This is a genomic window from Marinovum sedimenti (assembly GCF_054052205.1).
This window is the reverse complement of sequence record NZ_CM133223.1, coordinates 3,533,708-3,556,183: the sequence shown is the minus strand read 5'-3', so window position 1 is coordinate 3,556,183 and position 22,476 is coordinate 3,533,708. Positions and strand designations below refer to the sequence as shown.

At 62.3% G+C, this 22,476-nt stretch carries 25 protein-coding genes; 19 read left to right on the top strand and 6 right to left on the bottom strand.

From position 1 onward, the window contains the following. Window positions 1-77: 77 nt before the first annotated feature. From ACW9UO_RS16990 to ACW9UO_RS16975, 4 genes are all read left to right on the top strand, one after another. Window positions 78-1,034: a phosphoadenosine phosphosulfate reductase gene (locus ACW9UO_RS16990; protein ID WP_457086949.1), complete on the top strand. Its 957-nt coding sequence runs from the start codon at window positions 78-80 to the stop codon at window positions 1,032-1,034. Between the two features lie 297 nt (window positions 1,035-1,331). After that, on the top strand, window positions 1,332-2,369 hold the full coding sequence (gene pyrC / locus ACW9UO_RS16985; protein WP_457086948.1) for a dihydroorotase: 1,038 nt from the start codon (window positions 1,332-1,334) through the stop codon (window positions 2,367-2,369). 77 nt (window positions 2,370-2,446) lie between these two features. After that, entirely contained in the window at window positions 2,447-3,124 is a 678-nt protein-coding gene (locus ACW9UO_RS16980) for an orotate phosphoribosyltransferase (protein ID WP_457086947.1), read from the top strand. A gap of 224 nt (window positions 3,125-3,348) precedes the next feature. Further along, the gene (locus ACW9UO_RS16975; protein ID WP_457086946.1) at window positions 3,349-4,839 is read left to right on the top strand and encodes a replicative DNA helicase; all 1,491 of its coding nucleotides are present in this window, start codon (window positions 3,349-3,351) and stop codon (window positions 4,837-4,839) included. Window positions 4,840-4,972: 133 nt separating this feature from the next. On the opposite strand, the gene cobC is transcribed toward ACW9UO_RS16975, so the two are convergent. The 3 genes from cobC to cobT are packed head-to-tail and all read right to left on the bottom strand — an operon-like array spanning window position 4,973 to window position 7,259. Beyond that, window positions 4,973-5,494: an alpha-ribazole phosphatase family protein gene (gene cobC, locus ACW9UO_RS16970; RefSeq protein ID WP_457086945.1), complete on the bottom strand. Its 522-nt coding sequence runs from the start codon at window positions 5,492-5,494 to the stop codon at window positions 4,973-4,975. Further along, the gene (gene cobS, locus ACW9UO_RS16965) at window positions 5,482-6,198 is read right to left on the bottom strand and encodes an adenosylcobinamide-GDP ribazoletransferase (protein WP_457086944.1); all 717 of its coding nucleotides are present in this window, start codon (window positions 6,196-6,198) and stop codon (window positions 5,482-5,484) included. The genes cobC and cobS overlap by 13 nt, the downstream gene beginning before the upstream one ends. A gap of 47 nt (window positions 6,199-6,245) precedes the next feature. Then, a complete protein-coding gene (gene cobT, locus ACW9UO_RS16960; protein WP_457086943.1) occupies window positions 6,246-7,259 on the bottom strand; it encodes a nicotinate-nucleotide--dimethylbenzimidazole phosphoribosyltransferase in 1,014 nt (337 codons plus the stop codon). A 104-nt stretch (window positions 7,260-7,363) separates the two neighbouring features. Between cobT and alr the strand changes: the two genes are divergently transcribed. From alr to ACW9UO_RS16885, 15 genes are all read left to right on the top strand, one after another. Further along, window positions 7,364-8,401 (top strand): alanine racemase, encoded by a 1,038-nt coding sequence (gene alr, locus ACW9UO_RS16955; RefSeq protein ID WP_457086942.1) that lies wholly within the window; start codon window positions 7,364-7,366, stop codon window positions 8,399-8,401. Then, complete coding sequence (locus ACW9UO_RS16950) at window positions 8,398-9,183, top strand: MlaE family ABC transporter permease (protein WP_457086941.1); 786 nt, start codon at window positions 8,398-8,400, stop codon at window positions 9,181-9,183. Before alr ends, ACW9UO_RS16950 begins: the two co-directional genes overlap by 4 nt. Further along, window positions 9,180-9,926 (top strand): ABC transporter ATP-binding protein, encoded by a 747-nt coding sequence (locus ACW9UO_RS16945; RefSeq protein ID WP_457086940.1) that lies wholly within the window; start codon window positions 9,180-9,182, stop codon window positions 9,924-9,926. The genes ACW9UO_RS16950 and ACW9UO_RS16945 overlap by 4 nt, the downstream gene beginning before the upstream one ends. Continuing rightward, window positions 9,923-10,318 carry a hypothetical protein gene (locus ACW9UO_RS16940; RefSeq protein WP_457086939.1) on the top strand — a complete coding sequence of 132 codons (396 nt, stop codon included), beginning with the start codon at window positions 9,923-9,925 and terminating at the stop codon, window positions 10,316-10,318. Before ACW9UO_RS16945 ends, ACW9UO_RS16940 begins: the two co-directional genes overlap by 4 nt. Next, window positions 10,315-10,776, top strand: a complete 462-nt coding sequence (locus ACW9UO_RS16935) for a paraquat-inducible protein A (RefSeq protein ID WP_457086938.1) — start codon at window positions 10,315-10,317, stop codon at window positions 10,774-10,776. The genes ACW9UO_RS16940 and ACW9UO_RS16935 overlap by 4 nt, the downstream gene beginning before the upstream one ends. Before the next feature lie 169 nt (window positions 10,777-10,945). After that, window positions 10,946-11,674 (top strand): DNA repair protein, encoded by a 729-nt coding sequence (locus tag ACW9UO_RS16930; RefSeq protein ID WP_457086937.1) that lies wholly within the window; start codon window positions 10,946-10,948, stop codon window positions 11,672-11,674. Between the two features lie 58 nt (window positions 11,675-11,732). Then, the gene (gene radA / locus ACW9UO_RS16925; protein ID WP_457086936.1) at window positions 11,733-13,100 is read left to right on the top strand and encodes a DNA repair protein RadA; all 1,368 of its coding nucleotides are present in this window, start codon (window positions 11,733-11,735) and stop codon (window positions 13,098-13,100) included. 30 nt (window positions 13,101-13,130) lie between these two features. Further along, entirely contained in the window at window positions 13,131-13,694 is a 564-nt protein-coding gene (locus ACW9UO_RS16920) for a CvpA family protein (RefSeq protein WP_457086935.1), read from the top strand. Between the two features lie 293 nt (window positions 13,695-13,987). Then, window positions 13,988-15,445, top strand: coding sequence for an amidophosphoribosyltransferase (gene purF, locus ACW9UO_RS16915; RefSeq protein ID WP_457086934.1), 1,458 nt, complete (start codon window positions 13,988-13,990; stop codon window positions 15,443-15,445). 212 nt (window positions 15,446-15,657) lie between these two features. Then, on the top strand, window positions 15,658-15,921 hold the full coding sequence (locus tag ACW9UO_RS16910; RefSeq protein WP_457086933.1) for a hypothetical protein: 264 nt from the start codon (window positions 15,658-15,660) through the stop codon (window positions 15,919-15,921). 151 nt (window positions 15,922-16,072) lie between these two features. After that, window positions 16,073-16,720 (top strand): SDR family NAD(P)-dependent oxidoreductase, encoded by a 648-nt coding sequence (locus tag ACW9UO_RS16905; protein WP_457086932.1) that lies wholly within the window; start codon window positions 16,073-16,075, stop codon window positions 16,718-16,720. A gap of 270 nt (window positions 16,721-16,990) precedes the next feature. Then, on the top strand, window positions 16,991-17,776 hold the full coding sequence (gene surE, locus ACW9UO_RS16900; protein WP_457086931.1) for a 5'/3'-nucleotidase SurE: 786 nt from the start codon (window positions 16,991-16,993) through the stop codon (window positions 17,774-17,776). Beyond that, window positions 17,773-18,417: a protein-L-isoaspartate(D-aspartate) O-methyltransferase gene (locus ACW9UO_RS16895; protein WP_457086930.1), complete on the top strand. Its 645-nt coding sequence runs from the start codon at window positions 17,773-17,775 to the stop codon at window positions 18,415-18,417. The genes surE and ACW9UO_RS16895 overlap by 4 nt, the downstream gene beginning before the upstream one ends. A gap of 63 nt (window positions 18,418-18,480) precedes the next feature. Continuing rightward, window positions 18,481-19,650, top strand: a complete 1,170-nt coding sequence (locus ACW9UO_RS16890; RefSeq protein WP_457086929.1) for a LysM peptidoglycan-binding domain-containing protein — start codon at window positions 18,481-18,483, stop codon at window positions 19,648-19,650. Window positions 19,651-19,695: 45 nt separating this feature from the next. Further along, the gene (locus ACW9UO_RS16885) at window positions 19,696-20,196 is read left to right on the top strand and encodes a redoxin domain-containing protein (protein ID WP_457086928.1); all 501 of its coding nucleotides are present in this window, start codon (window positions 19,696-19,698) and stop codon (window positions 20,194-20,196) included. Window positions 20,197-20,216: 20 nt separating this feature from the next. On the opposite strand, the gene ACW9UO_RS16880 is transcribed toward ACW9UO_RS16885, so the two are convergent. Genes ACW9UO_RS16880 through tatB form a run of 3 tightly spaced genes read right to left on the bottom strand, consistent with a single transcriptional unit; the run spans window position 20,217 to window position 22,473 of the window. Continuing rightward, complete coding sequence (locus ACW9UO_RS16880) at window positions 20,217-21,056, bottom strand: ATP-binding protein (protein WP_457086927.1); 840 nt, start codon at window positions 21,054-21,056, stop codon at window positions 20,217-20,219. Further along, a complete protein-coding gene (gene tatC / locus ACW9UO_RS16875) occupies window positions 21,056-21,994 on the bottom strand; it encodes a twin-arginine translocase subunit TatC (RefSeq protein ID WP_457086926.1) in 939 nt (312 codons plus the stop codon). Before tatC ends, ACW9UO_RS16880 begins: the two co-directional genes overlap by 1 nt. Continuing rightward, complete coding sequence (gene tatB, locus ACW9UO_RS16870) at window positions 21,994-22,473, bottom strand: Sec-independent protein translocase protein TatB (RefSeq protein ID WP_457086925.1); 480 nt, start codon at window positions 22,471-22,473, stop codon at window positions 21,994-21,996. The genes tatC and tatB overlap by 1 nt, the downstream gene beginning before the upstream one ends. Window positions 22,474-22,476 lie beyond the last annotated feature (3 nt).

Below are 22,476 nucleotides of genomic sequence, written 5' to 3'. Positions count from 1 at the left end.
TCGCCTTGATCTGTAAGCATTTCTTCAAAGTTTCGCCTAAATTGATCGGTATCTTGGGAAAAAAACGCGGTATACCCGTGAGACCCGAGGAATATATGATGCAGGATACGCCGAACACGTTCGACGCCCCAATGACGTCCTTGCCCAAGGCCAAATGGTTCGGCGCGCTCAAAGCGATTGCCGAGGAAGAGGGCTTTTACGCGCCGCTCGGGCCGAAACACGCCGCCGCCTTTATCGAAGAAGGCGACACGCTTGTTGTGACGTTCGAAAGCTTTCAGGGCATACAATCGCTGTCAGAAACCGGCCAGCCGCTGGGGTTTGACCTTGTGCGGGCAATGGGCTGGTCGCATCTGGGGGTGATCTGCGACGGCGAGACCTGGTTTCGTGCCGAAGAGGTCTATGCCTTCTTTGACGAGCTGACCGACGATGGCTTTTTCGACGAATTCGAGCGGATCGTGTTCTACGGTGCCGGACCTTGTGGCTATGCCGCCGCAGCTTTGTCGGTTGCCGCCCCCGGTGCCACGGTGGTCGCGATCCAGCCGCAGGCCACGCTTAATCCGCGCCTGACCGGCTGGGATGACCGCTTTACCGATTTGCGCAGGATGGATTTCACCAGCCGCTACGGCTATGCGCCCGAGATGACCGAAGGGGCCGATGCGGCCTTTGTGATCTATGATCCGCGTGAGCCGCTGGATGCGATGCATGCCGCACTGTTTCACGGGCCGCAGACCACGCTGTTGCCGTTGCCCAACATGGGCGACACCATTCAAAGCGATATGCTTGATATGGCAGTACTTTACCGGGTGCTGGCCAAGGCCGGGACGGGCAAGCTCACACCGCTGAGCTTTTATCGCCTGATGCGCGCCCGGCGCAGTCATACGCCTTATCTGCGCAAGCTGCTTTCGGCATTGGACCGTGACCAGCGCAGCGGTCTGGCCGAAAGGTTGTGCCGCTTTGTGATCTCGCGTCAGTCTGCGCCCAAGTTTCAGCGGCGGCTGGATGAGTTGACGGCTCAGGATAAAAAGGTTGGCTGAGAGCGGGACGCTATAGGCGCGCAGCACCACATCGCATAGACACCAAGCGCGTTAACAGCGGCAAAGCCGCCGCGCATCGCCGGGCCGCCCCTTGGCGCGGCGATATGGTTGCCGCAGCGCTCCGATCGCAGCGACGAGCATTTTTGCCGACATAAAGTACGTCCAACGCCCGTCGGATCGCCGCACCACGGCCCAACGCTGCGCGGCTTGCACCCTAGGCGAACGGACCGGCGCAAAACCCAAACCCGCAGCATCTCACCTCTGGCACCAATCGCGGCGCTGGTGTAAGCGAAGCGCATGACGCAAAGCCTGACACTCCGCCGCCCCGACGACTGGCACCTGCACCTGCGCGATGGCGCAATGCTGCGTGCTGTCCTGCCCGAAACCACACGGCATTTCGCCCGTGCGATCATCATGCCCAATCTGGTGCCGCCCGTGGTGACCGGCGCGCAGGCCTCGGCCTATCGCGACCGTATCCTTGCGGCGATGCCGGAAGGCGCGGATTTCACCCCGCTGATGACGCTGTATCTGACGGAAGAGACCGACCCCGAAGACCTCGCCGCCGCGCATGCGAGTGGTCTGATCACCTCGGTCAAGCTTTACCCCGCCGGGGCCACCACCAATTCCGCCAGCGGCGTGGCCGATTTTGACAAGGTCCGCCCAGTGCTTGAGCGTATGGCCGAGATCGGCTGTCCGCTTTGTGTGCACGGCGAAGTGGTCGACAGCGACATCGACATTTTCGACCGCGAGGCGGTGTTCATCGACCGCGTGCTTGATCCGATCCGCCGCGCCACGCCGGGGCTGCGGGTGGTGATGGAGCATATCACCACCTCCAACGGCGTCGAATACGTCAAGGCCAACGACCAAGACCTCGGGGCCACGATCACCACGCACCACCTGATCATCAACCGCAACCACATCCTCGTGGGCGGGATCAAACCGCACTACTATTGCCTGCCGGTGGCCAAACGCGAAGAGCACCGCCAAGCGCTGCGCAAGGCCGCGACGTCGGGCGACGCGCGGTTCTTCCTTGGCACCGACAGCGCGCCGCACACCGATGACAACAAGCTGTCGGCCTGTGGCTGTGCGGGATGTTTCACCGCGACGAACACCATGCCGCTGCTCGCGCATGTGTTCGAAGAGGAAGGCGCGCTGGACAAGCTGGAAGGCTTCGCTTCACGCAATGGCCCCGGCTTTTACGGCCTGCCGGTGAATGACGCCACGCTGACCCTGACCAAAGGCGACGCTGTGGCCTTCCCCGACAGGATCGACACCGAGGATGGCCCTGTCACCGTGTTTGACCCCGGCTTTCCCGTGCATTGGCGCGTCGCTTAACCGCCTGCTCTGGCAAAGACTATTCCCGCCAGTGGCCAAACAGGCCGCTGGCGCACCGCCCCCAAAGGACCGATCCCATGATCCCGACAAGCTATCCCCCGAAAGAAGAAATCGCCCGCCTGACCGCGCGGATGCTGCTGGAAATCGGCGCGGTGGATTTCAACACCAAAAAGCCGTTCACCCTCGCCTCCGGCCTGCCCTCGCCGAGCTATATCGACTGCCGCAAGCTGATCTCTTACCCGCGCATCCGCACCACGCTGATGGATTTTATGGCGGTGACGGTGATGCGCGACGCAGGCTTTGAAGCGTTCGACAATATCGCCGGTGGCGAAACCGCAGGCATCCCTTTTGCCGCCCTGATGGCCGAGCGTTTGGCCCTGCCGATGACCTATGTGCGCAAGAAGCCCAAAGGCTATGGCCGCAACGCGCGCATTGAAGGTGTGATGTCCGAAGGCGAGCGAGTGCTGCTAGTTGAAGACCTCACAACCGACGGCGGATCAAAGCTGTCGTTTGTCGACGCGATCCGTGAAACCGGGGCGAGCTGTGGCCATACCGCGGTGATCTTTTACTACGACATCTTTCCGGAAACGATCAAAACGCTGGGCGATCATGGGGTGCAGCTGCACCACCTCTGCACCTGGTGGGACGTGCTCGCCGAGGCCAAGACACAGGGCAATTTCGACGCCGACACCCTGAGCGAAGTCGAAGCTTTCCTGAACGATCCCCGTAAGTGGCAGGAAGCAAACAAGAAATAAATCCACCTGTGGATAACTGGGGAAAACTGTTAATCGAATCCCCTGAGAAATCAACATTTGGCAAAAACTGCCCGATCCGCTACCATATCGGGCAGTTAGACATTCCTCTGACGCAAGGTCAGCCAAGTTATCCCTGCGGAGTATCCACAGGTTTATCCAGATGGATCGAACGGTCCACATTGGCTAGAAGGAGCGCTTAGCGGACAAAATCAAGAAGAGCAGTCATGAACGAGATCGCAACGATCAATCCGACAGGCGTGGAGATTCAGGCAGAAGAAACCATGCCGCACTCCACCGAAGCCGAGCAACAGCTTCTGGGTGCGATTCTGACCAACAATGACGTCTATGACCGCGTAGCCGCGATCATCACGCCCAAGCATTTCTACGAACCCGTCCACGCCCGCATTTTTGAAATCGCCGCCGCTCGGATCGGCAAAAACAACCTTGCCTCGCCCGTCACGCTCAAGGCGTTCATGGAGGGCGACGAAGGGCTGCAAGAGCTTGGCGGTCCGGCCTATCTGGTGCGGCTTGCGGGGGCGGCGGTCAGCGCCTTTGCGGTGCGCGACTATGCGCAGATCATCTATGACCTTGCCGTGCGCCGCGATCTAATCGCGCTCGGCCGCGACATCAGCGCCAAGGCGGCGCGGGTCGACATCGCCTCTGAGCCGCGCGAACAGATCGTCGAAGCCGAGCAAAAGCTGTATAAGCTGGCCGAACAGGGCCACACCGAGGGCGGCTTTCAATCCTTCCTGAAGGCGGTCACCGATGCGGTCAACGTCGCCAACGCCGCCTACCAGCGCGAAGGTGGCATGGCCGGGATTTCCACCGGGTTGATCGACATGGACAAGAAGCTCGGCGGTTTGCACCCGTCGGACCTTCTGATCCTTGCCGGGCGTCCGTCGATGGGCAAAACCTCACTGGCGACCAACATCGCGTTCAACGTGGCCAAAGCCTATAAGCGCGGGCAGCGGCCCGACGGCACCGAAGGCGCGATTGACGGCGGCGTGGTGGGGTTCTTCTCGCTCGAGATGTCGGCAGAACAGCTCGCGGGCCGGATTTTGGCCGAAGCCTCGGAAATCTCGTCGCACAAGATCCGTCAGGGTGACATGGACGAGAGCGAGTTCCGCCGGTTTGTCGAAGCGGCGAAATCGCTAGAGGCCTGCCCGCTGTACATCGACGACACGCCGTCGATCCCGATTTCGCAACTCGCGGCGCGGGCACGGCGGCTGAAACGGACACATGGGCTTGATCTGTTGATCATCGACTATCTGCAACTCGCACGCGGCACCGCCGAAAACCGGGTGCAGGAGATTGCCGAAATCTCGATGGGGCTAAAGGCGATTGCGAAAGAGCTGAACATTCCGGTGATTGCGCTGTCGCAGTTGTCGCGTCAGGTGGAAAACCGCGAGGACAAGCGGCCGCAGCTTTCGGATCTTCGGGAATCGGGGTCGATTGAACAGGATGCCGACGTGGTGATGTTCGTGTTCCGCGAGGAATATTACAAAGAGCGCGAAAAGCCGGGCGATCACGAGTTGGACAAGATGGCCGAGTGGCAAGAGGCGATGTCGCGCTTGCACGCCAAGGCTGAGGTCATCATTGGCAAGCAGCGGCACGGTCCGATTGGCACGGTCGAGCTGGCCTTTGAGGCGCAGTTCACCCGGTTCGGCAATCTCGCTAAATCCTGGCAACAGGATGGCGACAATAATTACGGATAAGCGCCTGCATTTGAGAGATAATCGAGCGTGAGGCAGGGTGCGGGTCGGACTGGGCAAGTTCGGCCCGTACTATATGTGGCGGGTCGGGTTTTGGGGGCTCTGCCCCCGCCCTTCGGGCCCCCCCGCGATATTTTTAAACAGAAGAAGGTAGGACCGTGTGGCTGCCGAACGGTTGGCTGTACTCCCAGGCGTGGGGGTCGCCGGTCAGGTGGCGCGCGGCCTTGATACAGCCCATGTGGGTGACGATCAGGCAGCGTGCGTCGGGCAGATCGGCGAGGGCTGTGGCGACCCGGGTGCGCATCTGGGCGACGGTTTCGCCGCCGTGGCCGTTGTAGTGCAGGATGTCGGCGGCCCATGCGTCAAGCGCGGTGCGGTTGATGTCGGACCAAGCGGTGCCCTCCCAGTTGCCGAAGTCCATTTCGGTCCAGAGCGGCGCGATCTGTAGCGCGGTGCCGGTGGCTTGGGCGATGTGCCCGGCGAGGCTTTGACAGCGTTGCAGCGGGCTGGAGATCAGCACGTCGAACACTGGCAGAGTGGCGAGGGCGGTTTGCGCTTCGGTGTGGAACGTGTCGCTCAGCCCGAGATCGGTGCGCCCGTAGCAGGTGCCCGGCGTCACTGCGGGCATGGTGTGGCGCAGCAGCGTTATGCGGCCCATGCCAGCGCCCCGAGATAGAAGCCACATTCCGCCAGTTGCTGCGTCGCGCCGAGGCAGTCGCCGGTGTAGCCGTCGAGTTTGCGCAGGTAAGCGCGCGTTAGTATCGCTGCGGCAAGCGCGCCGGTGCCGAGGGCTGTGAGGGCCAGGCCGGGGCCGGTGGTGGCCAGCAACAGGACCGCCAGCAGAGCGCTGGTGATCAGCGCGATGCGGAGGCTTGCGGGTGAGACGCTGGGGGCGACGAATTTCGCCCCGGTTTCGCGGGCATAGGCGTGGCGGGTGATCACATAAACTGCGGCCATACGGCTGAGCCCGTGGCCGGTGATCAGCAGCACCGCCGCGAGGGACATCGGCAGTTGCGCCAGAGTTGCAACCTTAAGCGCCAGCACCAATCCCAGAGACACCGCGCCATAGGTGCCGATCCGGCTGTCGCGCATGATGTCGAGGCAGCGGTCGCGGGTCAGCCCTCCGCCCAGACCATCGGCGCAATCGGCCAGCCCGTCTTCGTGGAAGGCACCGGTGACAAGGAGGGTGGCACCGGTGGAGATCAGGACCGCGACCATCATCGGCAGCACCAGACTGGCGAGCCAAAGCACCAGCGCGCCGATCCCGCCCACAAGCAGACCCACCAGCGGATAGTAGCGCGACGCCCGCAGCATCGCACTGTCCGAGAACGCCAGGTCGCGTGGCACCGGCAGTCGGGTCATGAACTGGACCGCAAGCAGGACCGACTGGCGTTCGGCGCGCCACCCCATCAGGTTTTGTCCGACACGCCCGCCTCTGCAAACGAGGCCATGTCGTTGAGCATCGCCGCGGCCGATTTGAGCAGGGGCCAGGCCAGGATCGCACCGGTGCCTTCGCCCAAGCGCAACCCAAGGTGCAACAGTGGCTGCGCCTCAAGGGCGGCAAGGATGGCACCGTGGCCGGCCTCGGCAGAGTGGTGGGCAAAGACCATCGCATCGCGGCTGGTCGGTGCCATGCGCGCCGCGAGCAAAGCCGCCGCGGAGGCGATGAAGCCATCGACGATCACGACGCGCCCGGCCTTGGCCGCGGCGATCATTGCGCCGGTCATCATCGCGATCTCGAAACCGCCAAATTCACGCAGCACATCTTCGGGGGCGAGAGCGCCCTGTACACGGTCAGACGCCGCCTCGAGCACCTCTTGCTTGTGGCGCAGACCGTCATCATCGACGCCCGTGCCCCGGCCCACCAGATCGCCAATCGGCAGCGCCAGCAAGCGGTGCGCAATCAGCGTTGCAGAGGAGGTGTTGCCGATGCCCATCTCGCCAAAGGCCATTGCATCCCAATCGCCTGCCGCGCCCAGACGCGCACCCTCTTCAAGCCCGCGCGCCAGTTGGTCGGGGCTAAGGGCCGGGCCGCGCAGGGCCGAGGCGGTGCCTTCGCCCAAGGGCAGGTCGCGCACGCCTTCGACGGCGAAATCGCCGCCGCGCACCCCGGCGTTGACCACCTCAAGCGCCACGCCATTGGCGCGGGCAAAGACGTTGGCCGCCGCGCCGCCAGAGGCGAAGTTGAGCACCATTTGGCGGGTGACTTCCGCCGGAAACGCCGACACGCCTTCGTCGGCCAAACCATGATCGGCGGCAAAGATTGTCAGCTGACAGTTCTCCATCCGGGGATCAAGCCGGGCCTGAACCATGGCGATGCGCGCGGCAAGCTCCTCGATCCGGCCCAGCGCGCCGAGCGGCTTGGTCTTTTGGTCAATTTTGGCCTGCAGCGACCGGCGAAAATCTTGTGTAATCTGTTCCATCCTGACTGAGTAGCGCCCTGCCCCCGCGCGGACAATCGCGAATGCGACACATGGCGTCCAATTCCCCCTTGACCTTGGCCCCCTGCCGGGATGACTAAGCCGCTATGGCACAGGCAAAACTGACAATTGACCTCGACGCGCTGCGCAGCAACTGGCGCACGCTTAACATGCTCTCGACGGCGGAAACCGCAGCGGTGGTCAAGGCCGATGGCTATGGCCTCGGCGCGGCGCGGGTGGCGCGCGCTTTGGCCCATGATGGCGTGCGGCGGTTCTTTGTCGCATTGGCCGAGGAAGGTGCGGCCCTGCGCGAGGCGCTGGGTCCGGGGCCGGAAATCTGCGTGTTTTCCGGGCATATGGCGGGCGACACCGACATGATTGGCGATCTCGCACTGGTACCGATGATCAACAACATCGATCAGATGCTGCGCCACGTCGAAGCGCTTCCGGGGGCGCCCTTTGGCATCCAGCTTGATACCGGGATGAGCCGTCTGGGCATGCAGCCTGCTGAATGGTCGGCGCTGCGCGACATTGCATTGGCGCAAAGTCCGGTGCTGTTGATGAGCCATCTGGCCTGTGCGGACACGCCCGATCACCCGATGAATGCCTATCAGCTTCAGACATTTCGCGACATGACCGACGGCCTTGAAGTGCCGCGTTCGCTGGCGGCGACGGGCGGTATTCTGCTCGGGCCAGAGTATCACTTTGACCTCACCCGCCCCGGTGTTGGCCTCTATGGCGGCGCACCGTTTGAGGACGCCGCGCCGGTGGTCAGCCTCGACATTCCGGTGATCCAGATTCGCGATCTCGAACCCGGGGATGTGGTTGGCTACGGAGCCACCTTTGTCGTGCAGCGCCCGACGCGGATTGCAACGATTTCGGCGGGTTATGCCGATGGTATCCTGCGGGCGATGGGGCCAAATGCCAGCCTGATGGCAGGCGAAACGCGCTGCCCGGTGGCGGGGCGGATTTCGATGGACCTGATCGGCGTCGATGTCACCGACGCGCGCGAAGTGCCCGATACGCTGGCGCTTTTGGGCGACGTCCAGACTGTCGATACGCTGGCGGAATGGGGCGGTACCATCGGGTACGAGATCCTGACCTCGCTCGGGGCGCGCTATAACCGGGTGTATCGCGGCGAATGACGCTTGTGGCCTCTCTGCTCGCCGCGGTCGGGCGCTCAACTTTGGGCATGTTGGCCTATATCGGGCGCCTCGCGTTGTTTGCCGGACAGGCGGTGGCGCATGTGTTTCGCCCGCCGTGGTATTGGCGCGAATTCGGCATCGCGCTGGTGCAGATCGGCTGGCTGTCGCTGCCTGTTGTCGGGATGACGGCGCTGTTTACCGGCGGCGCGCTGGCGCTTCAGATTTACTCGGGCGGGGCGCGGTTTCAGGCGGAATTTGCGGTGCCCTCGATCGTGGCCATCGGCATGGTGCGCGAGTTGGGGCCTGTCTTGGGCGGTTTGATGGTGGCGGCGCGGGTTGCCTCGTCCATCGCGGCGGAAATCGGCACGATGAAGGTGACCGAACAGATTGACGCGCTGGTGACGCTTTCGACCCATCCGATGAAATACCTCACCGTGCCGCGCGTGGTCGCGGCCACGCTGGCGGTGCCGGTTCTGGTGGCCGTGGGCGACAGCATCGGCATCTTTGGCGGCTTTCTGGTGGGCGTGACGCGGCTTGATTTCAACTCTGCCGCCTACCTCAAAAACACCGTCGACTTCCTTGAGCTTTGGGATGTCACCTCGGGGCTGATCAAAGGCGCGGTGTTCGGCTTTATCGTGGCGCTGTGCGGCTGTTATTTCGGCATGAACTCGGGGCGCGGCGCACAAGGCGTGGGTCGGGCGACGAAATCGGCGGTGGTGACAGCCTCTGTTCTGATCTTCGCGGCGAACTATATCCTGACCGAGGTGTTTTTCGCAGCATGATCCGACTGACCGGCGTTCATAAATCCTTTGGCAGCAACCACGTCTTGCGCGGGGTCGATCTGTTTGTGCCCAAGGGCCAGTCGATGGTGATCATCGGCGGGTCGGGCACGGGCAAATCTGTGGCGATCAAGTCGGTGCTCGGGCTGGTGGCCCCGGATCGCGGACTGATCGAGGTTGACGGGCGCGATGTCAATCAAGGCGACCGCGATGCGTTTTTGGCGCGATTTGGGATGCTGTTTCAGGGCGGTGCGCTGTTTGACAGCCTGCCGGTGTGGCAGAACGTGGCCTTTCGTCTGCTGCGCGGCGCGCTTAAGCGGCCCCGCGCCGAAGCGCGCGAGATTGCGATTGAAAAGCTGCGGCGCGTCGGGCTGTCGCCGGATGTGGCCGATCGCTTTCCTGCCGAGCTTTCGGGCGGCATGCAAAAGCGCGTGGGCCTGGCCCGTGCCATTGCCGCCGAGCCGGAGATCATCTTTTTCGACGAGCCGACGACTGGGCTTGACCCGATTATGGCGGGCGTGATCAACGAGCTGATCCGGGAAATCGTCACCGAAATGGGCGCGACCACGATGACCATCACCCATGACATGACCAGCGTGCGCACCATCGCGGACCGCGTGGCGATGCTGCATGATGGGGTCATTCAATGGGAAGGGCCGATTGGGGAAATGGACCGCGCATCAGATCCTTACCTGCAACAGTTCATCCACGGCCGCGCCGACGGCCCGATTGAGGCGGTGCGATGAGTGCCTTTCTGCAACCAAGTCCTGCGGTGCTGGCGCTGCTGGGATTGCAATCGTTTTTCTATCTGCCGCTGCTGGCCCTGCTCTGCGCCTGCCGCGCCGGTGCCGGGCATGGGCCCGCGCGGCTGTTGGCGGCCCTGTCGCTGCTGCTCGCGCTGACGGGGATGGCCGCGCATTTCGGCCCGGCGGCGTTAAAGCTGTACACCGGCCCCCTGCCGCAATTGGCCTCGACCCTGACCAAGACCGGCGGCGGCATGGCCCTGCCCCTCATCGCCTCTGTGCCGCTTCTCGCCTCGGCTTTTGTGCGCGGGCGCAACTGGCGCTGGGTCGACCTGGCGCATTACGTGCTGATCGCGGTGCTGCTGGGGCTTTGGGGTTGGACGCGGGTGTTTTGATCGGCAAAGCCGCGCTGATCACGGCGGTGCGCTGGGTCAATCTGGCGCTGCTGGTGGCGTTCCCGGTGGCGTGGTTTGCGCCGCTGATGCAGGCCGGGCTTCTGCCGCTGTTTGGGCTGGAGCAGATCAGCGTGATCACCGGGCTTCAGGCGCTTTGGTCGACCGACATCATGCTGGCGCTGATTGTCACCGTCTTTGCGCTGTTTGCCCCCTACCTCAAGACCATTGGCCTGGCGCTGGTACACTTCGATCTGGCGGATCACCGGCTTGTGCCGGTACTGGCCTACCTCGGCAAGCTGGCGATGGCCGACATCTTCCTGATTGCCCTCTACATCACGGTGGTCAAGGGAATCGGTATAGGCCGAATCGAGACACAATGGGGCCTCTACCTGTTCACTGTATGCATTTTGGCATCAATGACCTGCTCAATTCTCACGAAACATTTCGAATCGAAATAATCTTCACTTCGCATCGGCAAAGTTTGACCAATCCTTAATTTCTCCTAGGTCGTAACGTCGCAGGGCCGCATACTGATACAGGCCGCCAACTTTACGATCCCAGGAGGATCTTATGCAAAACATTAACGCCGCACTACGCTTGGCCGCCGTAGTTTTTCAGATGCTTTTCATGGCTTTGTATGTCGCATCCGGGCTCGCGCTGCTGGCTTATACCATAGCATCTGCCGCAGGTCTTGCGCCTTGGCTTAGTCTCCCCCTGCAGTTCGGCGATGTCCCGCCGATGGAGGCCGGTTGGATGGTTCAAACGGGCCTGACGGTGCTGGTTCTGGGGCTGGTGGCTTACCTGCCCGGCAACAAGCGCATTTTGCGGCTTGAAACCTCGCACCGCCGTTTTGCGATGAACATGCAGGATGTGGCCCGCGCCTATGACGCCGTCCACCGCGCCGACCGCGAAGGCGTGTTTGCGATGAAGTCCGAATTTGATGCGGTGCGCGAGCGGATGACTTACCTGCGTAATCACCCCGATCTTGGCGGTCTTGAGACTGATTTGCTCGAAGTCGCCTCGCAAATGGGGTCGATCAGCCACGAGCTGGCCGAGTCCTACTCCGATGAAAAGGTCGACCGCGCCCGCGCCTTCCTCACCCAGCGTCAGCAAGAGGTGAAACAGATGGAAGAGCGGCTCGAAGAGGCCAAGATCATCGCCAATGACATGCACAACTGGGCGATGCGCGTCGAATTGGAAGAAGATGTGGCGCGCTCGGAAATCCAGCGTTTGCAGGAGATGTTGTTCGAGGTCATGCCAGAGCTTGACGACGCCAACAAACCCGACATCCGCGAAACCAGCCGTATGGCCAATGGTCGGATGATCGAACTGGCAAACCGGCAGGCCGCTGAATAAACACTCCAAGCGCGGCTACAGCGCTTGGCAAGCCTCCGGCCATAAGGCATGACGCCTTATGGCCAAAGCTAAACAATCCTTCTCCTGCAACGCCTGCGGCGACGTCACCAACAAGTGGGCGGGCCGATGTGAAGCCTGCGGTGAGTGGAACTCCATCACCGAAGACACCGGCATTTCGACTGGCCCGGTGGCCACCTCGCTGGGGCAGTCCCGTGGCCGCTCGGTCGCCCTGTCTGACCTGTCGAGCGAAGAGGCCCCCCCGCCCCGCACCAATTCCGGCATGGACGAGCTTGACCGGGTGTTGGGCGGCGGTCTTGTGCCCTCAAGTGCAATCCTTGTCGGCGGCGATCCTGGCATCGGCAAATCAACCCTGCTGTTGCAGGCGGCGGCAAAGTTTGCCGACCGGGGTCTGAAGACCGTCTATATCTCGGGCGAAGAGGCCAGCGCGCAGGTCCGTATGCGGGCGCAGCGTTTGGGTCTGACACAGGCGGCGGTCAAGCTTGGGGCCGAAACCAACCTGCGCGACATTCTCACCACACTGGAACAGGAACGCCCGCAGCTTGCGATCATCGATTCGATCCAGACGATGTGGGCCGACAATGTTGGCTCTGCGCCCGGTTCGGTAAGCCAGGTTCGCGCGGCAGCGCATGAGCTGACCTCTTTTGCCAAGCGCAAAGGCATGTCGGTGATCCTTGTTGGCCATGTCACCAAAGACGGCCAGATCGCTGGCCCGCGCGTGGTCGAACATATGGTCGACACCGTGCTCTATTTCGAAGGCGAGCGTGGCCACCAGTTCCGCATTCTGCGCGCGGTCAAGAACCGCTTTGGCCCGGCGGATGAGATCGGCGTGTTCGAGATGACCGGCGCCGGCTTGCAAGAGGTCACCAACCCCTCGGCGCTGTTCCTGTCCGAACGCGGCACCCCGGCCCCCGGTTCGGTGGTGTTTTCCGGCATCGAAGGCACGCGCCCGGTATTGGTCGAGCTTCAGGCCCTCGTTGCCCCCTCGCCCCACGCACAGGCGCGGCGCAGCGTTGTTGGCTGGGATGGCTCGCGGCTGGCGATGATTCTCGCGGTGCTTGAAGCGCGCTGCGGCATCCCCTTTGCGGGGCTCGATGTGTACCTGAACGTGGCCGGTGGCATGAAAGTCAGCGAACCTGCGGCCGATTTGGCTGTGGCCGCCGCACTTCTTTCTGCGCGTGAAGATGTAGCATTACCGCCCGAGACAGTGGTTTTCGGCGAAATCAGCCTATCTGGAGCCTTGCGACCGGTCAGCCAGAGCGAAAACAGGTTGAAAGAAGCGGCCAAACTTGGTTTTACGGCGGCGATCGTGCCGACGGGCGGTAAAGTTTCCGGTAGCGCCGGGTTAAAGCTTAACTGCATGGCTGATCTGACCGCATTCGTGGGCGAAACGTTTGGTGCCGGGTAGTGCACCGCAAAGGGCAGTGAAGGGCAGGACATGGAAGGTTTTACACTGGTAGACGGCATCGTTGCCGTTGTTATCGTGCTATCTGCGCTGCTGGCGTATTCGCGTGGCATCGTACGCGAAGCTATGGCGATTGCCGGTTGGGTCGCGGCTGCGATCCTCGCGTTCATCTTTGCGCCGCAGGTTGATCCGCTGGTCAAGGAAATCCCGGTTGTCGGCGATTTCATCCGCGACAGCTGTGAGCTGAGCATCATCACCGCCTTTGCCGCCGTCTTTGCGCTGGCGCTTGTTGTGGTGTCGCTGTTCACGCCGCTGTTTTCGTCGATTGTCCAACGCTCGGCGCTTGGCGGCTTGGATCAGGGGCTTGGCTTCCTGTTTGGCGTGGCGCGCGGCATCCTGCTCGTGGCGATTGCGTTCTTTGTCTATGACACGGTGATCACCAGCCAGGACATCCAGATGATTGATGACAGCCGGTCGGCGCAGGTCTTTGGCCGCATGACCGCCGCCATCGAACAGCGCAACCCCGAACAGGCGCTTGGCTGGGTCACCACCCAATACGAAGAGCTTGTCGGCGCCTGCGACGCACCCGCGCAGTAATCAGATTCGGCCCGACCCGTATTCAAGGCCCGTTCCCCATCTCGGTGGCGAACGGGCCTTTTTCATTTATTCTGCGAAAGCCGACACGCGCGACACATCCTTTCCGCACCGCAGCATTGTCTTGATTAGGAAACAGCCGAACATCGCCCCGCACGCCCGATCACAGGCAATTGACACCGTAAAACCGGCCAAATTTGTGATAAACGTCATAGTGCCGTGACATAGCCGCAGCGAAGGATTAAGTAGAGCCCGAAGCTGCAACGGATTCGGAGCCCCCCTTGGCCGACGCCCAGATGCCCCCCGCACATCCTTTTGATGATGACAAACTCAAAGAAGAATGCGGCGTTTTCGGCGTTGTCGGAGTAACCGACGCCGCCAATTTCGTCGCGCTTGGTCTGCACGCACTGCAGCACCGTGGCCAGGAGGCTGGCGGGATCGTATCCTACCATCCCGACCATGATTTCAACTCGGCCCGCCGATTTGGCTATGTGCGTGACAATTTCACCAAGCATTCGCTGATGGAGACCCTGCCGGGGTCGCTTGCCATTGGCCATGTCCGCTATTCCACCGCCGGATCGAAAGGCCAGACCGCGATCCGCGATGTGCAGCCGTTCTTTGGCGAATTCTCGATGGGTGGCGCGGCGATTGCCCACAACGGCAATATCACCAATGCCGAGGCCCTGCGCCGCGAACTGATTGATCGCGGGTCGATTTTCCAGTCGTCGTCAGACAGCGAATGCATCATTCACTTGATGGCAGTGTCGTTGCAACGCAAAGTGCCCGACCGGATGCAGGACGCTCTGCGCCGCGTCGAAGGCGCATTTTCCATCGTTGCCATGACCCGGACCAAGCTGATCGGTGTGCGTGACCCGCTGGGCGTGCGCCCGCTGGTGTTGGGCAAGATCGGCGATGACGGCTATGTGCTGAGCTCTGAGACCTGTGCGCTTGATATCATCGGTGCCGAACTGGTGCGCGAAGTCGAACCGGGCGAAATGGTGGTGGTTGAGAATGGTGTGGTTCATTCACACCGGCCCTTCGCGCCTGCGAAATCGCGGTTCTGCATCTTTGAACACGTCTATTTCTCGCGCCCTGATTCGATTCTCGGCGGCCGCTCCGTCTATGAAACCCGCCGTCAGATCGGTGTGGAACTGGCGAAAGAGGCTCCGGTCGAGGCAGATCTGGTCTGTCCGGTGCCCGACAGTGGCACCCCGGCGGCCATCGGCTTTGCGCATGAAAGCGGGATTCCCTTCGGTATGGGCATCATCCGCAATCAATATATGGGCCGGACGTTTATTGAGCCGACCGAACAGATCCGCAACATGGGTGTGCGGCTCAAGCTTAACGTCAACCGCGCGCTGATCGAAGGCAAGCGGGTGATCCTGGTGGATGACAGCGTTGTGCGGGGCACAACATCGCGCAAAATCAAGGAGATGATCCTTGATGCTGGAGCCGCCGAAGTCCACTTCCGCATCGCCTCACCGCCCACCGCCTGGCCGTGTTTTTACGGCGTCGACACCCCCCAGCGCGAAAAGCTGCTGGCGGCAACGATGAGCGAAGACGAGATGCGCGAACACCTTGGGATTGATTCTCTGAAGTTCATCTCGCTCGACGGTCTGTACCGTGCTGTAGGCGAAGCTGAGGGCCGCAAGAAAAGCTGTCCGCAATATTGCGACGCCTGTTTCTCGGGTGAATATCCGGTGATACCGGCGGATATGATCGAAAAAGGTTTCGAAATGAAAGCCGCGGAATAATCAGCGTTTATTCCGCGCGCCCTTCCCCTGCGACCTAGCGGCACAGCAAGCGGCAAGTTGCTTGCGCTATCAGTCCGTACAGCATGTTTCTGCCGTTATTCTTTGGTATACTTCTCATACCTACAATAACCCCCTAGATGCCGTTTCGCGGCGTCGCGATGCAACGACCTACCCGGTAGGTTTGCGGTGCTTATACAAATGGGGAATGCCACATGGCACAGAACGTCAAGATCACGCCTGAAACGCAAGCAGCAGCAACCCAGTCTGGGGAACTGCCACTTCTCGAAACTGTCCTGCTCGGCACGCTGAGCACACCGTCGGGGCCGAAAGCCATTCTGCGCAACGGCTATGGCGGCGTGAACACCGTCGGCATCGGGTCGCATATCAATGGCGGCGAAGTCACCGCAATTGGCGAGGGCGAGGTTTTCATATCGCATGAGGGCACCGGCCTGAAACTGACCATTCCGGGGTACTGAAACGCGCGCCCCTGCGGTTTGGCAGCGGCCGGTGATGGCGCGCTGCCCGAGGTGAGCCGCGCAAGCGTCGTCTCGTCGCAAGGGCAGGATTTTGGGCGCAGGGTCCGCACCACCGCTTGACCTTGGCGCAAAACCGTCCCAAACCCGCCGCATGACAGAGAAAACCGCCCTTATCACCGGCGCCTCCCGCGGCCTTGGTGCCGCACTGGCCGAAGCGCTCGCGCCCACCCACCACGTCATTGCCGTGGCCCGGACCACCGGCGCGCTCGAAGAGCTGGATGACCGGATTCAGGCCAAAGGCCATAAGGCCACGCTGGCACCGATGGATATCACGACAGAGGCGGCGATGGCGCAGCTCTGCCGCAGCATATATGACCGTTGGGGCAAGCTCGACCTCTGGTGCCACACTGCGGTCCATGCGGCCCCGCTGACCCCAGCCGAGCATCTCGATATGCGCGACTGGCAAAAGAGCATTGAGGTCAATGTGACGGCAGTGGGTCGTTTGATCCCCTTTCTGGCCCCGCTTTTGGGCACTGAGGGTCAGGCCGTGTTCTTTGATGATCCGCGTGCAGGCGAGAAATTCTTTGCCTCTTACGGCGCAACCAAGGCCGCGCAGATCGCCCTCGCCCGCAGCTGGCAGATCGAAAGCGCCAGCCTTGGGCCCAAGGTTCATATCCTGCAACCCGCCGAAATGCCCTCGGGCACCCGCGCGCGGTTCTTCCCCGGCCAAGTGGCTGGCGAACTGGCACGCCCCCGCGATGAAGCGCAGGCAGTGCTGGCAGCACTAAACCTCAGCTAATCACGCAACAGCCCGATCCGTCGACGGATCGGGACCGATCCATCAATGGATCGGCGCCGTCAGCACCACGTTCTGCGCCCATTTTGCCCACTCTCACCGCGGCCAAACGCAGAGGCCCCCGACGGCACCAAACCGCACAACCGCCCGATCCGTTGACGGATCGGCACCGATCCATCGATGGATCGGCTCCGGTGGTGACAATCTCTGCGCCCCGCCTTGCTCCTCCCGCCCCGCTCCACTAAGCAGATTGCGAGCATTCACGGGACCTACATGCGCATTCTCATCACCAACGACGACGGCATCAACGCACCGGGCCTCCAGGTTCTTCAGGACATCGCCGAAGACCTCGCTGGCCCCAATGGCGAAGTCTGGACCGTGGCCCCCGCGTTTGAGCAGTCTGGCGTGGCGCATTGCATTTCCTACACCCACCCTTTCATGGTCAGCCAGATGGGCCCGCGCCATTTTGCCGCCGAAGGCAGCCCGGCCGATTGCGTCCTCGTCGGCCTGCATGACGTTCTCAAAGACAGCCCGCCCGATCTGGTGCTCTCCGGCGTGAACCGTGGCAACAACTCCGCCGAGAACGCGCTGTATTCCGGCACCCTTGGCGGCGCGATGGAAGCCGCGCTGCAGGGCCTGCCCGCGATGGCGCTCTCGCAGTACTACGGCCCCGGCAACCGCGATGCCGAAGACCCGTTCGAGGCCGCCCGCGTGCACGGTGCCGCCACCATCCGGAAAATTCTGGCCGCCGATCTGGCCAACCCCCAGCCTTACGGGCTGTTTTACAATATCAACTTCCCGCCCGAAACCGCCGCCAATGTCAAAGGCCTGCGCGCCGCGACACAGGGCCTGCGCCAAGGCACCTCCTTTAGCGTCGAGCCGCATCTTTCGCCCTCAGGCCGCCGCTTTCTCTGGATCCGCGGTGGCGATCAGCGCGCCCCTGTCGCCCCCGACAGCGATGCTGGCGTCAACCTCGACGGCTATATCTCGGTCACGCCCATGCGCGCCGACCTGACCGCACATGACGCCCTAGACGCGCTGAAAGATCACCTGGCATGACCGTCGACGCCGAACGCAAAATGCAGTTCCTCTACGCGCTCCGCTCCAAGGGCGTGACCGACAAGCGTGTGCTGACGGCGATGGAGCGGGTCGACCGCGCCAACTTCATCCAAGGCTTCTTTTCCGAACGCGCCTATGAGGATATGCCGCTGCCCATCGCCTGTGGCCAAACCATCAGCCAGCCCTCGGTGGTCGGCTTGATGACCCAGGCGCTTGACGTGCAGCCTCGCGACACCGTGCTCGAGGTTGGCACCGGATCGGGCTATCAGGCCGCGATCCTGAGCCAGCTGGCGCGGCGGGTCTATACCGTCGACCGTCACAAGCGGCTGGTGCAGGGCGCCCGCGCGGTGTTTGACAAGCTCGATCTGACCAATATCACCGCCTTCACCGCCGATGGCTCGTTCGGCCTGCCCGATCAGGCGCCGTTTGACCGCATCCTCGTGACTGCCGCCGCCGAAGACCCCCCCGGCCCCCTGCTCGCGCAGCTGCGCGTCGGTGGCGTCATGGTGGTGCCGGTCGGTCAATCCGATGCGGTGCAGCACCTCATACGGGTGCGCCGCGAGGAAGATGGTCTGCAATACGATGAACTGCGCGCCGTGCGCTTTGTGCCCTTGGTCGAAGGCCTTGGGCGCGACACATGATGCGTGTATACAACTGGTAACGTGACGACCCGGGGCAACCGGACGAAGTTTGAGGATATCGAGATGTGGAGTACTCCGCCCCGTTTTGCGGTGATCATGGCCGGTTCGGCACTGGCGTTTCTGGCTGGATGTGATCAGCTGCCCAATGATTTTGACCTGCGCGGCAAGATTGGCGACAGCAAGTTCGACACGTCGGATGCCGCCCGCAATGCCACGGCCAATCGGCCAACACCTGATGCGCGCGGGATTATTTCCTACCCGAGCTATCAGGTCGCTGTGGCCCAACGCGGCGATACGCTTGGCAAGCTGGCCACACGCATTGGCATGAGCGTCGCCGATCTTTCAAAGTTCAACGGCATGCGCCCCGATGACATGCTGCGCCCGGGCGAGGTTGTGGCCCTGCCCTACCGCGTGAAAGAGCCCGCCACCGGCCCGATCCGCCCGGCGGGTGAGGTGAATATCTCCGAGATTGCCGGGGCCGCCATCGACAATGCCGCCCCCACGCCCGTCGCGACAAGCGAACTTCCGCCGGTACAGACCGGCAACGAACCCGTGCGCCACAAGGTTGAGCGCGGCGAAACCGCCTTTACCGTCGCGCGGCTTTATGGCGTGACCGTGCGGGCGCTGGCCGATTGGAACGGGCTCGACAGCGAATTCACCGTGCGCGAAGGCCAGTTCCTGCTGATCCCGACCGTGCGCGAAGGTGTGCGCCAGGTTGCCGCCGCCACGCCCACGGTGCCCGGTCAGGGTTCGCCCACGCCCACACCGCCAAGCGCCTCAACGCCGCTGCCTGCTGTCACGCCGGTCGCCGCCGCGACGCCGATTCCAACCCCGCCTTCGCCCGATCTTGGCAAGCAACAGACCAAACCGGCGGCCTCGTCTGCCGCTCGGATGCTGATGCCGGTGGGCGGGTCTGTCATTCGCGAATATGCCAAGGGCCGCAATGACGGCATCGACATCGCCGCAAGCGCCGGCACGACCGTCAAGGCCGCCGAGGCTGGCACCGTCGCGGCGATCACCGCCAATGCCGATCAGGTGCCGATTGTTGTGGTGAAACACGCCAACAACGTGCTGACCGTCTATGCCAATGTCGACAACATCACCGTCAAGAAAGGCGACAGCGTCAGCCGGGGCCAGACCCTGGGCAAGGTGGCCGCAGGCGATCCCGCCTATCTGCATTTCGAGGTGCGCGAAGGGTTCGACAGCGTCGATCCCATGCCCTACGTCCGATGATTTCCGCAACCTGAAAGGGACCATCCGATGCCAACACCCAAACCCGTGGCCGGCAGCCTACTGCCCGCCCTGTCCCTTGCCCGCGTCGGCGGTGGCGACATCACCGTGGGCGGCGAGACTGAGAACTGGACGCTTCTGGTGGTTTACCGGGGCAAACATTGCCCGCGCTGCAAGAAATACCTCAACGGCCTCAATGAAATGCGCGGCAAGTGGGCCGAGGCAGGCTTTGACGTCGCCGTGGTCTCAGCTGACCCTGAGGACAAGGCGCAAGCGGATCTGGCCGAGTTCGGCTGGGGGTTTGACCTAGGCTATGGGCTGAGCCGCGAGCAGATGGACGCGCTGGGCCTGTATGTGACCCAGCCGCTGTCAGATGCGGAAACCGACCAGCCCTTTGCCGAGCCGGGCGTCTATGTCATCCGCCCGGACGGGAGTCTGCTGTTGATTGCGATTTCCAATGGCCCTTCGGCCCGTCCTGATCTCGCGGAACTGCTTGACGGCATGGTCTTTACCAAGAAAACCGACCGGCCCCCGCGCGGCACGCTGTAACGCACTTGCGCAGCTGGGCCTTAGCCCAGTTGCACGCCCTTGCGCCCGGCGAGATCGGTGAAATACTGCCAGGCCACCCGGCCCGAGCGGCTGCCGCGTGTGGCCTGCCATTCAACGGCCTCGGCGTGCAGGGTGTCATCGTCGATCGCCACGCCGTAGCTGTCGCAATAGCCGCGGATCATCGACAGGTATTCGTCTTGCGTGCAGGGATGGAAGCCGAGCCAAAGCCCGAACCGATCCGACAGCGAGACCTTTTCCTCGGTCGCCTCAGACGGGCTGATCGCGCTGGCGCGTTCGTTTTCGATCATGTCGCGCGGCATCAGGTGGCGGCGGTTTGACGTGGCATAAAACACCACATTCTCGGGCCGCCCCTCGATCCCGCCATCCAGCACCGCCTTGAGCGATTTGTAATGTTGGTCATCATGGCTGAACGACAGGTCATCGCAAAACAGCACAAAGCGTTCCTTGCGCCCGCGCAGCAGCCCCAAAAGCCGGCCCACCGAGGGCAGGTCTTCGCGCTGCAATTCAATCACCTTGAGCGCATGGCCCTGCCGCAGCGCCTCGGCATGCACCGCCTTAACCAGCGAGGATTTGCCCATGCCCCGCGCGCCCCAAAGCAGCGCGTTGTTGGCAGGAAGCCCGCGCGCGAACTGTACCGTGTTGGCCAACAGCGTATCGCGCGACCGGTCCACCCCGATCAGCAGGTCGATCCCAACCCGGCTCACATCGGGCACCGGCTGCAGACGGTCCGGGTCTACATGCCACAGAAAGGCATCAGCAGAGCCGAAATCGGGGGCATCGAGCGGCGCGGGAGCCATCCGCTCCAGCGCCGCGGCAATCCGCTTAAGTGTCTTACCCATCAGGATTTATCCGGTTTTCCAAGGTCGTCTTCTTCATCGTCCTCGTCGAACTCGGACATCAGGGGATCGTCAGCCAGATCGTCGGCTTCCTCGCCCTCATCCATCTCATCCTCGAACCACAGGCCCTGTGCCCGCAGATCAGCCTCGCGTTTGCGGTCCACCCGGCGGACAAGGAAAATCGACACCTCATACAGCCCGTAAACCACGACAAACAGAATGGCCTGCGTGATCACATCCGGCGGCGTCACCAATGCTGCCAGCACCAGAATGGCGACCACGGCATATTTGCGCACCGCGCCCAGACCTTCGGCGTTCACCAGCCCGGCCTTGCCCATCAAGGTCAGCAGAACCGGGAGCTGGAAGCAAAGGCCAAAGGCGACGATGAACTTGATCGTCAGGTTGAGATATTCCTGCGCCGAACCTTGGAAGACAACCGACAGACCCTGGTTGACCTCTTCGCCCACCACAGCCTCGCCTTCAGCGCCAAACTGTTGGAACCCAAGGAAGAAATCATAGGCCAGCGGCGTGACCACGTAGAAGGCAAACGACGCGCCGAGGAAGAACATGAACGGCGAGGCGATCAGGAAGGGCAGAAACGCGCCCTTCTCGGACTTGTACAGACCCGGCGCAAGGAAGCGCCACAACTGGTTGGCAATGAACGGAAATCCAAGCATGAAGCCGCCAAGGAACGACACCTTGATCGCAACAAAGAAACCCTCTTGCGGCGAGATAAAGATCAGGTCGCAATCCTGTCCGCGCTCGGCCAACACCTGACACAACGGATTGGTCAGGAAGTTGAAAATCGGCGTGGCCACGGTGAAACAGATCACCATGCCGATCAGGAAATACACCACACAGCGAATAAGCCGCGTGCGCAGTTCCGCAAGGTGTTCGATCAGCGGAGCCGAGCTGTCGTCGATCTCGTCCGTCTTGCTCATCAGAGGTCTTTCGTATCTTTGGCAGAGGTGTCGGCGGGCACATCCTGCGCCGCCGTTTCAGCCGCCTCAGCAGCCTTCATCGCCTCATCGGCTTCGCGCTTTTTGCGCTCGGCGGCGGCACGCGCGGTCGAGGCCTCGATCTTTTTGGCCTGCTTGATCCGCTCGGCCGAAGCGTCATCGCTTTTCTTGCTGTTTTCCAGATCGGCCAAAGGGTTGGCCATCTGACGCGCCGCATCCTTAACCCCGTCCATCGCCGAAGACATCGGGCTGGTCGCGGTGTGGATGGTCTTTTTGATGTCGCTGACCCCGGCCTCATCGGCGGCGTCGTTCATCGCGCGGCTAAATTCCCGCGCCATGCCTTTGGCCTTGCCGACGAACTGCCCCGCTTTGCGGAACAGAACCGGCAGGTCCTTGGGGCCCACGACAATCAGCGCAACGATGCCGATGACCAGAAGCTCGGTCCAGCCAAGGTCGAACATCGC